This window comes from Pseudomonas sp. TMW22091 (genome assembly GCF_022496705.1).
Lineage (GTDB): Bacteria > Pseudomonadota > Gammaproteobacteria > Pseudomonadales > Pseudomonadaceae > Aquipseudomonas > Aquipseudomonas saxonica.
In genome coordinates this window covers 122,689-137,776 of sequence record NZ_SCFI01000013.1, presented here as the reverse complement: position 1 = coordinate 137,776, position 15,088 = coordinate 122,689, and the positions used below count along the sequence as shown (strand labels likewise).

Sequence of the window (15,088 nt, the reverse complement as noted above, 5' to 3'; positions counted from 1 at the left end):
GGTCAAGGTCAAGGTCAAGGTCAAGGTCAAGGTCAAGGTCAAGGTCAAGGTCAAGGTCAAGGTCAAGGTCAAGGTCAAGGTCAAGGTCAAGGTCAAGGTCAAGGTCAAGGTCAAGGTCAAGGTCAAGATCAAGATCAAGATCAAGATCAAGACGGTTCCTACAGGGACTGCCCCGCTTTCTGAACCGCGGGCTACGCTAGAAGTGTTGCCGCCCCGAGGTTCTGCTGCTGATGACTCCCCCTTCTCCCCCTGAGCGCCTGCCCGGATTCACCCCGGCCACCAGCGCCTGGTTTTTATCGACCTTCCCCCGCCCTACTGCCGTGCAACTCGCCGCCTGGTCGGCCATTGCCGCGCAACACTGCGCGCTGGTCATCGCCCCAACCGGCTCAGGCAAAACCCTTGCAGCATTCCTGCACGCCATCGACCAATTATTTGAAGAGCGCGACGCAGCAGCCAACGCCGATCACCCACCCGGCAAATCGACAACACGGGTGCTGTATATCTCCCCGATCAAAGCCTTGGGCAGCGATGTGCAACGCAACTTGAGCCTGCCACTGGAAGGCGTGCGTGCCCAGCGCGCCCTGCGTGGCGACACCGCCGTGGAGATCAGCGTGGGCATGCGCACGGGCGATACGCCCCAGGCTGAACGCGCCCGGCTGGTGCGCCGCCCGCCCGATATTCTGATCACCACACCCGAATCCTTGTATTTGATGCTGACGTCAAAAACACGCGAAACCCTGCGCGGTGTGCAGACGATCATTGTCGATGAAGTGCACGCCGTGGCAGGCAGCAAGCGCGGCTCGCATATGGCGTTAAGTCTGGAACGGCTCGACGCCTTGCTGCCCCATCCGGCCCAGCGTATCGGGCTGTCCGCCACGGTGCGCCCGGTAGACCACGTGGCAAGGTTTCTCGGCGGTGCCCGGCCGGTGACGGTGGTCAACCCACCTTCCAGTCGTCAGCTGCAGGTGCGCATTGTCGTGCCCGTTGAGGACATGAGCGATCTATCAGCGCGCAATCAGTCACCGGCCAACAGTGCGCTCGGGCAAGTCGGCTCAATCTGGCCTCATGTCGAGGCCAGTATTCTGCAACAGGTACTCAAGCAGCGTTCAACGCTGGTGTTTACCAATGCCCGTGGTCTCGCCGAGAAGCTGACCGCACGGCTCAATGAGCTGTATGCCGAACAACTTGGCGACTCAGACCCGTCCGAGAACACGCCGCCCGAGCATTTTGTCTCGTCCGCCGGGGGCACTACGCGACGCACTGCGGGCGAACCGCCATTGATCGCCCGTGCCCATCATGGCTCGGTTTCCAAGGAGCAGCGGGCCGACATCGAAAGCGCTCTCAAGTCAGGTGAGCTGCGGTGCGTGGTCGCAACCTCCAGCCTTGAACTGGGTATTGATATGGGGCTGGTGGATCTGGTGATTCAGGTCGCTTCCCCTCCGTCAGTGGCCAGCGCCTTGCAGCGCGTGGGCCGCGCCGGGCACCAGGTCGGTGGCATTTCGGCGGGGCTGATTTACCCGCGCACCCGGCGCGATCTGCTGGATGCGGTGGTCACGGTTGATCGCATGCTCAGCGGGCAACTGGAAACTCTGGAGCCCCCGCGCAACCCGTTGGACATACTGGCCCAACAGACCATCGCCGCTGTCGCCATGGAGCCGCTGGATATTGACGACTGGTTCGCCCTTGTCCGTCGCGCCGATCCCTTTCGAGCCCTCCCCCGCAGTGTGTTTGACGCCACGCTGGACATGTTGGCGGGCCGTTACCCGTCAGACGAATTCGCCGAGTTTCGTCCCCGTCTGGTGTGGAACCGTCAGACCGGGCAACTGACTGCCCGCCCCGGCTCGCACAAATTAGCGGTGATCAGCGGTGGCACCATTCCGGATCGCGGAATGTTCAGCGTGATACTGCCCGAAGGCGAGGAGCGTGCCGGCTCGCGCCGGGTAGGCGAACTCGATGAAGAGATGGTCTACGAGTCGCGGGTCAATGACGTCATCACCCTCGGCGCCTCATCCTGGCGTATCCAGCAAATCACCCGGGACCAAGTGGTCGTCACGCCTGCCCCCGGCCGCTCTGCGCGCCTGCCTTTTTGGCGCGGCGATGGCCTGGGCCGCCCGGCCGAGTTAGGCGAAGCCATTGGTGCCTTCCTGCGCGAGCTGGACATTGAACAGGCCCGCGAAACACCGGATCAACAGGCAGAGAATCGTCTGCACTCGATTGGCCTGAACGACAACGCGGTCAATAACCTGCTCGCACTGGTCGCCGAGCAGCGTGAGGCCACCGGCAACTTGCCCACTGACCGGGTGTTGGTGATTGAGCGCTGTCTGGATGAAACCGGGGACTGGCGAGTCATTTTGCACTCCCCTTACGGCCAGCGTGTACACGGCCCTTGGGCGCTGGCCATCGCCGAGCGGATACGTCAGCAGCTGCGTATCGACCCTTCGGTGGTGTCCAGCGATGACGGCATTATTGTGCGCATTCCAGCGAGTGAAGGCCGCTTGCCCGGCGCCGAGCTGTTTGTGTTTGAACCGGAACAATTACAGCGCATCGTCGCTGATGCCGTGGGCGGTTCGGCCCTGTTCGCCGCGCGCTTTCGCGAATGTGCCGCACGGGCCTTGCTGCTGCCGCGACACAACCCCGGCAAACGGTCGCCGTTATGGCAACAACGCTTGCGCGCGGGCCAGTTGCTGGCCATTGCCAGCGATTACCCGGACTTTCCGATCTTGATCGAAACCGCTCGCGAATGCCTGCAAGACGTCTATGACTTGCCCGCGCTCAATACCCTGATGCAGCGTGTGAATGAAGGCACTGTGCAGTTTGTCGAGACCACGACCCAAAGCCCTTCTCCTTTCGCAGCGGGCTTGCTGTTCGGCTATGTCGGCGAGTTTATGTACCAGGGCGACGCGCCGTTGGCCGAGCGCCGCGCCTCGGTGCTGGCACTGGACAGCGGCCTGCTGGCTGACTTGCTGGGGCAGGTCGATCTGGGCGACTTGCTCGACCCGGCCATTGCCGAGCGTGTCGAGCAAGAGCTGCAACACACGGCGCAGGATCGTCGGGTTAGCGGTGCCGAAGGCGTGGCCGACCTGCTGCGTGAACTGGGACCTTTGTCTACGGCGCAGTTGGCCCTGCGGGTTGATCAACCCGACGACCTGGACGCCTCTTTGCAAACCTTGAGCACCACCGGCAGAGCGATTGCCGTGTCGATGGCCGGCGAAACGCGCTGGGCGGCAGTCGAAGACGCTGCACGCCTGCGCGATGCCTTGGGCGTGAGCTTGCCTGCGGGCATTGCCGAGATTTTTTTGCAGCCAGTCGCCGACCCGTTACGCGACTTGCTGGCCCGCTACGCCCGCACTCACGGGCCTTTCATCACCGGCGAGGCGGCCCGGTATCTGGGCCTGGGCGTGGCGATTGTCGACCATGGCCTTGAGCGCCTGCGCGAGCAAGGCAAAGTGCTCTGCGGCAACTTTGGTGTTGAGCGCCGCCTTGAAGCAACGCTGGACGCGAGCCAGACGATTGCGCCCAAAGCCCGCCACGAATGGATTGCCGACGAGGTGTTCAAACGTCTGCGCCTGCGTTCCTTGCAAGCCGCCCGCGAAGCGACCCGGCCAGTACCGGGGGGTGCTTATGTGCGCCTGCTGCTGGAGCGTCAGGGGCTGATCGCGCACACCGACGGCCACCCTGCCCGCGCACAAGAGCCACCCGTGAGGGGTGCCTTTTGGGGCGTGGACGGACTGGTGCGGGTGATCGAACAACTGGCCGGGCGCGTGCTTCCCGTATCCGTCTGGGAAAACCAGGTATTGGCCATGCGCGTCAGCGACTACACACCGGGCATGCTCGATGAGCTGATCAGCACAGGTGAAGTGATCTGGTCAGGCCACGGTGCCTTGGGCGATGACGATGGTCTGGTGGCGTTGCACCTTCGCGACTATGTCGGCGAAACCTTGCCACCGGCGCAGGATGAAGACCTGCTTTCGCCGTTGCAGCACGCGATTCTCAACGTGCTGGCCGATGGCGGCGCTTATTTCGGCCATCAACTGGCTACGCTGACCCAAAGCACTGCAATACTGTCTGCAGACGAACTGCATAACGCCGTATGGGACTTGGTGTGGCGTGGTTTTATAACCGGTGACAGCTGGGTGCCCTTACGTCAGCTGACGGTCACGCAAGCACCGCAACGCCCACGCCACCTCAGTCACTCCCGCCATCGGCGCGGGCAATTGCGCGCGCCCTTTACTCCTCTTTCAACGCCCACCTCAACCACACGCCCCCTCACCGGGCGCTGGTCATTACTGCCCCATGCCCCCGTCAGCGATACCGCACGCGCACTGGCATTGGTCGAAGGCCTGTTCGATCGCTACGGGGTGGTCACACGGGGGGCGGCGGTACAGGAAGACGTGCCGGGCGGGTTTCCAGCCCTTGCGCCGGTGTTGCGCACAATGGAGGACACTGGGCGAATTCTGCGCGGTCGCTTTGTCGAAGGTCTGGGGGGTGCGCAGTTTGCCGAGCGCAGCACCATAGACCGGCTGCGCGCCCTCGCCGACAGCGTAGCGGCCAGGCCCGTGGCCATTGCCTTGTCCGTGCTGGACCCGGCCAACCCTTTCGGGGTTACGCTGGCATGGCCTGTGAACCGGGCAAAGACCACCCCGGCCCGGCGCGCCGGGGCCTTGGTGGTCATTGTGGACGGCTGTTTACTATTTTATCTGACCCAGGGCGGGCGCCAGTTAGTGAGCTTTGTCGCCCATGACGCGCCCATTGCCCCTGAACGCCTGAAAGCGGGCGCTCAGGCACTGGTCGCCGCGCTCAGAAGGCACAAGCGGCGATCGTTCACGCTGGAACGTATCGACGAGCAGTCCACCTGGAACTCGCCGATAACGACCGCCTTGCGTGACGCGGGGTTTGCCAGTGCGCCCAAGGGGTTGAGCTGGTATGGCTGAGCGCTGGCCTTGATCAATCAGAAGCGGTAAGTCACCGAAGAACCGAAACCGCTCGCGGTATTCTTGAACTTGGCACTGTAGGCGCCCTTCGAGGCCGAGCTGTCGTTGACCTTGACGCTCTCTTCCCACAGATAGGAATAAGCAAAGTCGACGGTGAGATTGCTCACTGGCGTCCAGCCCGCACCAAAACTGATGGCTGTCCGGTCGCCGGTAGGAATACGCGGGGAACGGTTGGTGTTATTGGTCGGCGATTCATCCACCGACAAGCCGGTGCGCAGCACCCACTGCGGGTTCAACTGATACGCGGCACCAATGGCGTGGGCCCAGGTGTCATGCCAGTTTTGCTCTTCGGTGATGGTGCTCAGCGAACCGCTCAAATACGGGCTGACGTTACTGTTCTCGACCGTAATGTCTTTGAAGCGGCTCCAGCGCGTCCAGGTGCTGCCCATGTACAGCGTCCAGTCGTCATTGAGCTGGTGAGTCAGCGAAACGTCCACAGATTCCGGAGTATCAAGGCCCAGTTTGGCGTCATAATTCTTACCACTGAGGCCCAGCAGGCTGAAGCTGCCGCCGCTGACCTTGGTGTGCCCCTTAAGGTTGTAACTGACCTTTGAGTGGTATGTCAGGCCCACACGGGTCTTGTCATCGGCCTGCACCAAAATACCGGCGTTGAAACCGATAGCCGTGTCGTCGCCGTCGATCTTCACCTTGCCGTCGTTACGGCCCAGGGACTGAACATTAGGCACTTGCGAGGTCAGTTCACCGTCGATGCGATTGATAGTCGGGCCAAAGCCGATCGATACCTTGTCGTTAAAGGCATAGCTGACCGTTGGCTGGAACGTGATGATCTGGATCTTGCTCTTGTTGGCGAAGTAGCGACCGGCAAAATCGCTGTCGTAGTCCGTGATCAACCCGAACGGTACGTAGACACCGACACCGAACGCCCAGTGTTCGTCGATCGGTTTAACGTAGTAGCCCATAGGCACGGTGGTCAGGGGCACGATATTGCCGTCTTCCTTGCCGCCAAAGGTGCTGCGGGTTTGGCTGATGTCGGTTTTCGCGTTGAGCGTGGCGGCCCCCAGGCTCGCCTGCTCCTGCTTCAAGCGTGCCATACCGGCCGGGTTGCCGTACACGGTGCTGGCATCGTCGGCAGAGGATGAGCGACCGGCAAAGCCCGTGCCCATTGCGCTGATACTTTGTTCGTTGATGGTAAGACCGCTGGCCCACAGCGACGAAGAGGCAAGTGCAACGGCAAGACCCAGCAAGGCCTTAGGCATGGTTTGTTTCATTATTAGAGTTCTCTCAGGTTAACGGCGCGCACGCTACCAACATTCACGGGCTTGCGCTATAGCCGGAGCGCTCTAAATCGGGCTTCTGTGTAGGACAATAGAACAAGAATGAGGTGTTATTCAGTTTGGGAATAGAGAGCGATAGGTGGAGTTGATTGAAGGGGATTTACGACGGCTTCGCCCTCGATCGCAGCCATCGTTCCTCGTCAGCGACAGGCGCAAGATCGTCAGCAAGCTAGATCACAAGCTTACTTACGCGCTTACACCGACCCACCTGCCCTCCCATTACTCGTCAACGGCTGCAAAAATGTGCGCTCCTGCGTTTAACTGCGTGACCTTGTCGCTCTGCGCAGGTTGTAAACGCTCTTGCAACAAGGTTCTGGGCAAGCTGAAACCTTCAAAGCTGCGTTGGCTAATGGGGTTGTTGGCCTTGTCGGCGCCTATCCTGTAACGCATCAAACCGTCGGCGACGGTAAAGGTCAGGTCAACGCTGGTGTCGGTGCGCGCATTGAGCTGACCACGGCCCAGCAGACGGAACAGCGACCACGGCCCGCGGTAGCTCAAACTGGCCGTGTTGCCCGCACTGCTGACCAAGGTGAGTTGGCTGCCAGTGGCGTTGCCCAGGTCATTGGGCCACACCAGCCCCGTGCGGCGCGGGGCGCCGTGCTGGTAGGGGATCAATTGGCCATCGACGCTGAGCGTGCTGCTCAGGCGCGTGGCACTCAGGGCCAATGGCTCGATGGTCAGTTGCACCGACAGGTGCCCCCGATGGTTGAAAAATGTGTCGCGAATGCGGTCGGCTTTTTTTAACTGCTCCAGCACATCACTGCGCACTAGATAACCTCCCTGACTCTCGGAGTAAAGAGCGTCGAAGTTGTCTTTGAGAAAGGCATTGAGGTATTGGTCGTAGAACTGCTGCAGGCGCCCTTGAGGCCCGAAAAACGCCTCGAAATCCTCCAGCGAGGCATCTTCGCCACTGGCCTTGAAGGGGTAACGGGTGGCCAAGCGCTCGCTGTAGAAGCTGTAGATGTCACTGTCCCAGCGTTTTTCCAGTTCACGCAGGGCCGCGACCACCAACACCTGAGCCGTCTGGTCGGCGAGTTTTTTTACGTGCTGATTCATCGGCTCAGGTAATCCCACAGCCATGCGTTGCAGGTTGGCGATGGGGTCGGCACCGCTCAGGGAAAAACGGTTGAGCACGGTTTTCAGCGCGGTCTTGCCCGGATCCGGGGTGTTTTGCACGGCCTTGGCATAGTCATGCACCGCCACAATGGCGCGTAGTGTGTCTTCATAGCTGGACGGACGCTCGCCCTGAGGAATGATCAGTTCAGCCAGACGCGAAAAAGCACGCCGAATACCCGCCGCTTGCTGTTCGCCTTGCGGGGCTTTGGCCAAACTGACTGCAGTTTGGCCCTCGGGCTGCACAGTCGAGGGGTAGATGACGGTGTTGTCACGCAGGGTTTCGAGCAATCGACGCAGCGGCCCGGCAGGCCCGGTGACCTGTTCAAGCACGGCCACGCCGTGGTTGAGGTCACGAAAATCAGTGACCGTAAACTGGTTCAGGGCGCGCCGCCAGCTGTTCACATAGTCGGCGCTATACAAGGCGCGGACACGTTGGGTCAACACCTCGCGGTCTGCTTCGGAGTAGTCCAGCCGTTGACGCTCGCCCAGCACCCATAGATCAATCATGGCGCGGTCAATAATGCCTTCGGTGCCCGGCTCAAAGTATTCCTTGAAGCCCTTGGCCGTCAGCAACGGCGGCAACAACAATTCCCGGCCGTCACTGTCGGCAGCGGAGTCCAGAGGCCGGTAAACGATATCGAAGGCCGGGCCGACTTCACTGCGCAGATCAAGCGGTCGATGAAAATGTTCCTCGGCGTCCTGTTTGAGGGTGGCGTAGACGCGTTCGGCCATCGGGCGCTGACGCAGTATTTCCTGCACCTGAGCAATCCGTTCACGGTGTTGCGGCATATCGGCGTCCGCATATTTCAGGGCGTAGGTCAGATGCCGCATCAGATCGGCTTGCAACTGGCCCTGGCCCGGATAGGCGCGCTGCCATTGCCGCGCGACCCAGTCTTCAACCAGGTCGGAACGGCGGTTCTGGCGCTCTTCAAGCATGCGATAAACCCGCAACGCGGCCAGTTGTTGATGGCTGCCCGTAGGGGCGGCGTTGATGGCGTCCAGCGCACCGCTGGCCAAGGCCGGCAAGAAGCGTTTGGACAACAGGTTCAAATACGCCTCATCAACCCTCGGCCCAATCGCCCGGCCCTGATACAAGCCCATGTCGGCCAGTAAGGGCCAGGCCTCCCGGTAATCGCCGTAGACCGAGACCGCAGCACGAATTTGATCCAGCGGCGCCAGCAGGTTGCGGCCTGTGGTATCGAGGTGGGTGTCAATGTCGCGCGCGTTGAACGCCTCACTCCTGACCAGTACAGTGGCGGCTTTGTCGCGGTTGACGGTGAAATAGAACTGCCACAGCCCCAACACCAGCAAACACCCTAGCGATGCCACACTGAAGCCGGCCATCAACAGGCGGCGCTTGTTGCTGGCCACTTTTATATTGTCGCCAGCAAGCCCGGCCTCGGGGTAGATCACTTGCTGAAAGAGTTGCCGGGCAAAGTAAATCATCGAGCCTTGCGCGGGTTGGACTTCGGCAGGCGGTGGCGGCAGTTGATAAGGCTGCCCGGCCTCTTTGATAAATGCGTTGCTCAACGTGCCCTGCTGGAAGACCGATGAGAAGTACAGCCCACGCACCAAAACCGGAGTAGTAAAGCGGTCGCTGCCAAGCATTTCAGTCATAAACCGCGTCAACACCGGACGCAAACCCGCCAGCTGACGCATTAACCCCAGCAAGCGCTCACGCTCGGCCAACGACCGAACCTCGCGCAGGGCGTCAAACACGTGCTCGTTCAGGCGCCCGACAAAATCGCAGTAGACACGCTCCAGTTCGACCAGCCAGGCGTCAAAGTCTTCCACCGCGTCCAGCGTGAAGGTAAAACCGAGCAAGTCCTCCCGCCCTGCCCGCGACAAGCGTGAAAAAAACGTATCGAAGCCTTCGAGTAAATCCAGCTTGCTCAACACCCCATACACCGGCAGCCGCGTGCCCAGTTGCAGGGTCAACTCATACAGTCGGGTGCGCAGAACAGTCGCGTGGGTTTTACGCTGCTCGGGGGTTTGCATCAGCAAGGCTTGAACGTCGATCAATACCACCACACCGTTCAACGCCCGACGGCTGCGATTACGCGCTAGCCAGTCGATCAGGTGCAGCCATAACCGAAGGTGCGTATCAGGGGGTAAAACGGGGTGTGGTTTGCCTTTGGCGACGGGCGGTTTCAGCGCATTCGCGCCCCCGTCAACCCGCGGCTCGGGCTGGCTGAAAAACTGCCCCGGAGGATCAATAAGCACGGCTTCGTCACCGATCCACCAGTCGATGCTGTAGGCCAGTTTCTCGTCTTGTGGCGCTCTGCTGGCACCGGCTCTAGCCACATGGGACAGGGCAAAGTTCTGATTGGAGCGTGTAATCAGGCTGGTTTTGCCGGCATTCTCCTCCCCCAGCACCAGGTACCACGGCAGTTGATAGAGCGAACGGCGACGCTCCATCGCATTGAGCAAATGGCTCAAGCTGTGATCCAGCGCCCGCTCTTGTGCCTGGACATAGGGCAAACACGGATCGGACTCAATCGCCGCCGCTTGTTGATGTTCAACGTGCAAACGCCGGTAGCGGTTGCGCACGTGCCAGGCCCAGATCAGCAACGGCACAACCACCACCACGACACTGGCCGACACCCGCATCGCCAGCTCGGCCAAGGGCTGATGCTCGCGCCAGCGCCAGTGCGGTCCCAGCCACCAGATGCCGATCAACAGAAAGACCATGCCTAGCGCGACCATCACCGGCAATGCCCGGTTGAAATGGCGCAACACCGGCAGTGCCCAGCGCTTGAGATAACTCCAGATCATTGCCAACTCTCCTTAATCGTCCTTGGCCCACGCACTGCCAGCCCCGTGACGGGCCACCTTCTGGTACAACTCGGGCTCCCAGGTCTGGGCGCAGGTATCACGCATCAGCCGGGCCACGCTGGCGTAAAGGTCATCGGCCAGCCATGCCAGCCCGCGGGAGGCCAGCAAGTCAGCAGCAATCACGCTGACATGGCTGCGCTGGCGGGGTGCCTCGTGCGCATCCTGCAACTGCTGCAAACGCTGCAACACCACTTCCACCCCTTCACGTTCAAGCTGGGTGAGCAATTCGTCGCGCAGGCCCGCGTACTCCGGAGCCGAAGGGCTGGCGACGTCGCGCTGATCGGCTCCGGTGATCCACGCTTGCGTTTGCGCATCGGCGAAAGCCGTGCCGTCGCTGAAACACAGTTGCATCAAGGCCGGCAGGCGACAGACAAAACGCTCGCAACTGCGCCGAATGGCGATGGCCACGTCCTCCATCGCCAGACGCGCGGCAACCTGCGCCGCCAGATAGCTGCCGCGCAGCCAGTACGGCGAAGCCGCCACGCTCTTTTCGATGCGCAACAGCAATGCAGGATCGAGTGCATTGGCCAACAGCGCTTGCTGATACGCGTCGGCAATGTCGTGCGGCACCGCGCTCAGTTCAGTGCGCCAGTCGCGGATGATGCAAGGCGCGGCATGCAGGTGCGACCACAGCCCAAAGCGCCGTAGCTGGTAACCGACCGGGTCATAGGGGTCTTGTTCAGTGAGCTGCTCGGCCATTGTCAGCAGCGCGCGACGTTGCTCACGCTCATTGCCCGGCAGTGGCGTCTGGGTGCTGAGAAAGCCTGCCGGATTCAAGGCGCAGACCGGGGCCGTCGAAAACTCGCGGGCGGGCGCAGTGACCGGCTCGCTGTACTTGGCCAGTTGCTGGTGCAGCGTCTCGATCTGGGTCAGATCCAGCTTGGCCTGCTCGGCACTGCGCCGAAGATTGACCAGCGATTGCTCTGCGACCGTCTTATAAATCGTGGCGAAACTGCTGCGCTCAAGGGTCGGCAGCGCCTGCCCCAACCCCTCCAGCAGACGCTGAACCATGGCACGCTTGGCCAGATAGCCGGTTGGGCCGGGTTTAGGGTGGGCGGTGTCCCAATACAACTCAACCATGCCTGCCAACAACGCCAGGGAATCTACCCAGCGCGCCCATTGCCGGGTGCGCAACCAGACCACCTGCAAATGACTGAGAATGCGCAGGTGCTTACAGTGTCTGGCCAAATAATGGCGGGATGCTTCATCAATATAGGGCCAGTCAATTGTGGCCTCTCGCAAGCCACCCAGCTTGACCATTTCCTGATCAATGGCCTGATAGGTTTCGTCTTCGATATCGAAATGGCCGACAGGTTGCTCAGGCTCAATGGGGGCCAACAAACACTGCACCGCATCTGCGGGCACATCAATCACCAGCGGCATGCCTGACGCTCCTGTTTAATCAACGCATCCAGACCGTCGGCATCAAACACCAGGCCGTCTATGGGCGCGTAGTGAGCGCTTTTGAGCGTGAGTCGCTTGCTGCCAAACATCTCACGCAACACCGCAATGGTCGGCAACCCCCGGCTGAATTCCACCACCAGCCCGGCATCGTCCATCACTTGCCAGGTGGCACGGGAAATGGACTGCTGGTCCTTGAGCAACTCAACCTCAATTTTGTTCGGCGTTGCCGGCTGATCCAGCACCAGCTGCAAGCGGGTGATTGCGGATTCGCAACTGATGACCAGATAAGGCCGAGGCGCAAAGGTACCCAGCGCCGGTGCCGAAATAACCACGCGTTGCTCATTTTCGTCGTGTGGTTCAGGCCAATAAGAAATCAAAAACCGGAAGTCTCCCGGCGTGCGGCGTGCTTCGTTGCGTTGTACCAGCTCGACAATGGGCAACACCGTAGCCACGTAAGGCTCTCGCTGTAAGGGCAGCGTGCGAACAGGGGTTCCGGCTGCGACGTCAAAACATTCCAGACGCTTGAGGGGCGACGTAATGCCGGTGCAATCCTGCGTCACGGGCACAGCCTGCGCGGGCAGACTGACCATTGCCCACAGGCAGGCGCCCCACGTTGTTGCTCGCCCATACATTGGCATGTGTACCTCCTGCGTCCCTGTGGAATAGCCTTATTCGTGCACAGTCATTTAAGTTAAGTGTGGTTAGGTCGCACCGTGCACTGTCATCCCAATGAGCGTGAACTAACAAACAATTAACACGCAACACAAAAAGCTCAGTTTTGTCTTACAACTGAAAATATCAGACATGGCTTTCAGCAACTTCCTTTCGCAAAGTAGGGAAATACTTACATATAACAAGTAGTAATTTCCTACAGACAACACTTACACAATTAAGGGCTCCATCTGACATGACAGCGGCCGATATATAAGTTTTAAATTCCTATCACCCAGAAAGAAAAGGAATTCCCTTATGTCAAAGTCTCACGGTTCTGTCGCGCCCAAGGAAAGAATCAACATCAAGTACGTCCCCGCCACGGGGGATCAGCAGGCGGAAGTGGAGCTACCGCTTAAATTACTGATCACCGGTGACTTCAAAGGCCAAGGGGAAGCCACGGCCCTTGAAGATCGGCAACCGGTTCGCATCAATAAAGACACCTTTAATGACGTGCTGGCTCACGCGAACGTTTCACTTGAGATGTCAGTTCCCTGTGTGTTGAAGGACAACACTGACAGCGATTTGAATGTCCAACTGCAATTCAACTCCATTAATGACTTTGGCCCGGATTCAATTGCGCGCCAAGTTCCGCAAATGAACAAACTGCTGGAATTACGCAATGCCCTGGTGGCGCTAAAAGGGCCGATGGGCAATACCCCGGCCTTTCGTAAACAGTTGCAACATTTGCTCGTCGATGAGCAGTCCCGCCAACGGCTGGTTCGCGAGTTGAACCTGACGCTTGAGGCTCCCCAAGACTCACCCGCCGCGTCATAGACGCCAAGGCATTGCCCCCGATCCACGTGAGAAACCGAGCTTATTAAACGGAGAGAACCCTTATGCCCAAGGAAAGCGCCAGCGCCCAGATTCTGCTCAGCGACGAACCTGCATCGTTGCTCGATCAACTATTGGCCAATACGCTGATGAACCCCGCCCAGGAAGGCTACGCGGTCGCGAAGCAAGGGGTGGCGGCGTTTATCAGCGAAATTTTGCACAACGGTGATCACGACCAGCCCGTGAACAAGTTTCGGGTCGATCAGATGATCACTGAAATTGACCGTGCCCTGAGCCAGCAAATGGATCAAATCCTCCATCAGCCGCAGTTTCAGCAACTGGAATCGGCCTGGCGCGGGCTCAAGTTGTTGGTGGACCGTACGGACTTTCGCGAGAACATCAAACTGGATGTGCTGCACGTCACCAAGAATGAGTTGCTCGAAGACTTCGACAATGCCGGTGATATCACCCGCAGCGGCCTGTACAAGCATGTGTACACCGCCGGTTACGGTCAGTTCGGCGGCGAACCGATTGGAGCGATGATTGGTAACTACACCTTCGGGCCTTCGTCCCCGGACATCAAGTTGCTCAGTTATGTCGCCAGCGTCGGGGCGATGGCCCATGCGCCCTTTGTGATGGCCGCCGGGCCTGAGTTCTTCAACCTCAAAAGCTTTCAGGACTTGCCTTCGATCAAGGAAGTCAGCGACATCTTTGAAGGCCCCGCTCACACCAAATGGCGCAGCCTGCGCGAGATGGAAGACTCCAAATACCTCGCGGCCACCCTGCCACGCTTTCTGCTGCGCACCCCTTACGACGGCCTGGAAAACCCGGTGCGCAGTTTCGGCTACAACGAAGCGATTGACGGCCAGCACGACCATTACCTGTGGGGCAATACCGCCTTTTTGATGGCCACTCGGCTGACTGAAAGCTTCGCCCGTTACCGCTGGTGTCCGAACATTATCGGCCCACAGTCGGGCGGCACTGTAGAAGACCTGCCGGTGCACCTGTACGAATCGCTGGGTCAGTTGCAAGCCAAGATCCCCACCGAAGCGCTGATCTCTGACCGCAAGGAGTACGAACTGGCAGAGGCCGGTTTTATCGCCCTGACCTTGCGCAAGGACAGTGACAACGCCGCGTTCTTCTCAGCCAATTCGATCCAGAAACCCAAGCAGTTTCCCAAGACCCACGAAGGTCAGATCGCGCAGACCAACTACAAGCTCGGCACCCAGTTGCCGTACCTGTTTATCGTCAATCGCTTGGCCCATTACATCAAGGTGCTGCAACGCGAACAGATCGGCAGCTGGAAAGAGCGTCAGGACATGGAGCGCGAGCTGAATATCTGGCTCAAGCAGTACATCGCCGATCAGGACAACCCGTCGGCTGATGTGCGCAGCCGTCGTCCGCTGCGCGCGGCACAGATCAACGTGCAGGACGTGGCCGGCAATCCGGGCTGGTATCAGGTGTCGCTGTCGGTTCGCCCTCATTTCAAGTACATGGGCGCCAACTTCGAGATCTCGCTAGTCGGTCGGCTGGACACCCAATAAATGCGCCGTGACAGCCTGTTTGAACGCCTGGAGCCGGATGCGCCGCGTTATCAACCGGCCTGCGCCTCTGAACAGGCCAGCCAGCGCATCGAGGCTATCAAACGGCATCTGGAACAGTTGCTCAACGCCCGCGAGGGCTGCTCGCAAAGCAGCCCTGAGTTGGGGCTGCGCGACTTCAACGGGGCCAGCCAAGGCAGCAATGAGCTGGTGATTGCCATCAGCGCCGACATACGCCGTTCGATCGAGGCCTTTGAACCGCGGATCAACGTCATTGCCGTGCGTTTTCAACCCGACCCGGATGAGCCACAGCGGCTGAGTTTTCACCTCGATTGTCAGGTGCAGCTCGACCACAGGGATCAACAGGTGCAGATCGACGTAGCCCTGCACGGGCGCGACGGCTACACCCGCGTCACATAGT

The 15,088-nt window shown here is 60.0% G+C and carries 9 protein-coding genes; 5 read left to right on the top strand and 4 right to left on the bottom strand.

The features are described 5' to 3' along the window. Together EQV93_RS20035 and EQV93_RS20030 are read left to right on the top strand one after the other, a co-directional pair. Positions 1 to 253: hypothetical protein (locus EQV93_RS20035; protein WP_240892303.1), on the top strand; the 253-nt coding region annotated here is incomplete at its 5' end. After that, a complete protein-coding gene (locus EQV93_RS20030; RefSeq protein ID WP_240892302.1) occupies positions 231 to 4,931 on the top strand; it encodes an ATP-dependent helicase in 4,701 nt (1,566 codons plus the stop codon). The genes EQV93_RS20035 and EQV93_RS20030, both read left to right, overlap by 23 nt. Positions 4,932 to 4,948: 17 nt before the next feature. Here EQV93_RS20030 and EQV93_RS20025 read toward each other — a convergent pair whose 3' ends face one another. The 4 genes from EQV93_RS20025 to vasI all read right to left on the bottom strand — a co-directional run bounded on the left by EQV93_RS20025 (position 4,949) and on the right by vasI (position 12,279). After that, positions 4,949 to 6,220, bottom strand: a complete 1,272-nt coding sequence (locus tag EQV93_RS20025; protein WP_240892301.1) for an OmpP1/FadL family transporter — start codon at positions 6,218 to 6,220, stop codon at positions 4,949 to 4,951. Between the two features lie 285 nt (positions 6,221 to 6,505). Next, on the bottom strand, positions 6,506 to 10,183 hold the full coding sequence (gene tssM / locus EQV93_RS20020; RefSeq protein WP_240892300.1) for a type VI secretion system membrane subunit TssM: 3,678 nt from the start codon (positions 10,181 to 10,183) through the stop codon (positions 6,506 to 6,508). A gap of 6 nt (positions 10,184 to 10,189) precedes the next feature. After that, positions 10,190 to 11,620 carry a type VI secretion system protein TssA gene (gene tssA / locus EQV93_RS20015; protein WP_122785558.1) on the bottom strand — a complete coding sequence of 477 codons (1,431 nt, stop codon included), beginning with the start codon at positions 11,618 to 11,620 and terminating at the stop codon, positions 10,190 to 10,192. Beyond that, complete coding sequence (vasI, locus tag EQV93_RS20010) at positions 11,608 to 12,279, bottom strand: type VI secretion system-associated protein VasI (protein WP_240892299.1); 672 nt, start codon at positions 12,277 to 12,279, stop codon at positions 11,608 to 11,610. Before vasI ends, tssA begins: the two co-directional genes overlap by 13 nt. 331 nt (positions 12,280 to 12,610) lie before the next feature. On the opposite strand from vasI, the gene tssB reads away from it, so the two are divergent. From tssB to tssE, 3 genes are all read left to right on the top strand, one after another. Continuing rightward, positions 12,611 to 13,129 (top strand): type VI secretion system contractile sheath small subunit, encoded by a 519-nt coding sequence (gene tssB, locus EQV93_RS20005; RefSeq protein WP_240892298.1) that lies wholly within the window; start codon positions 12,611 to 12,613, stop codon positions 13,127 to 13,129. Positions 13,130 to 13,191: 62 nt separating this feature from the next. After that, complete coding sequence (tssC, locus tag EQV93_RS20000) at positions 13,192 to 14,670, top strand: type VI secretion system contractile sheath large subunit (protein ID WP_240892297.1); 1,479 nt, start codon at positions 13,192 to 13,194, stop codon at positions 14,668 to 14,670. Further along, positions 14,671 to 15,087, top strand: a complete 417-nt coding sequence (tssE, locus tag EQV93_RS19995) for a type VI secretion system baseplate subunit TssE (protein ID WP_122785561.1) — start codon at positions 14,671 to 14,673, stop codon at positions 15,085 to 15,087. Position 15,088 lies beyond the last annotated feature (1 nt).

Coding starts and splice junctions, on each gene's coding strand:
- EQV93_RS20025 (WP_240892301.1), bottom strand. CDS start 6,220: ATGAAACAAACCATGCCTAAGGCCTTGCTGGGTCTTGCCGTTGCACTT.
- tssA (WP_122785558.1), bottom strand. CDS start 11,620: ATGCCGCTGGTGATTGATGTGCCCGCAGATGCGGTGCAGTGTTTGTTG.
- vasI (WP_240892299.1), bottom strand. CDS start 12,279: ATGCCAATGTATGGGCGAGCAACAACGTGGGGCGCCTGCCTGTGGGCA.
- tssB (WP_240892298.1), top strand. CDS start 12,611: ATGTCAAAGTCTCACGGTTCTGTCGCGCCCAAGGAAAGAATCAACATC.
- tssC (WP_240892297.1), top strand. CDS start 13,192: ATGCCCAAGGAAAGCGCCAGCGCCCAGATTCTGCTCAGCGACGAACCT.
- EQV93_RS20030 (WP_240892302.1), top strand. CDS start 231: ATGACTCCCCCTTCTCCCCCTGAGCGCCTGCCCGGATTCACCCCGGCC.
- tssE (WP_122785561.1), top strand. CDS start 14,671: ATGCGCCGTGACAGCCTGTTTGAACGCCTGGAGCCGGATGCGCCGCGT.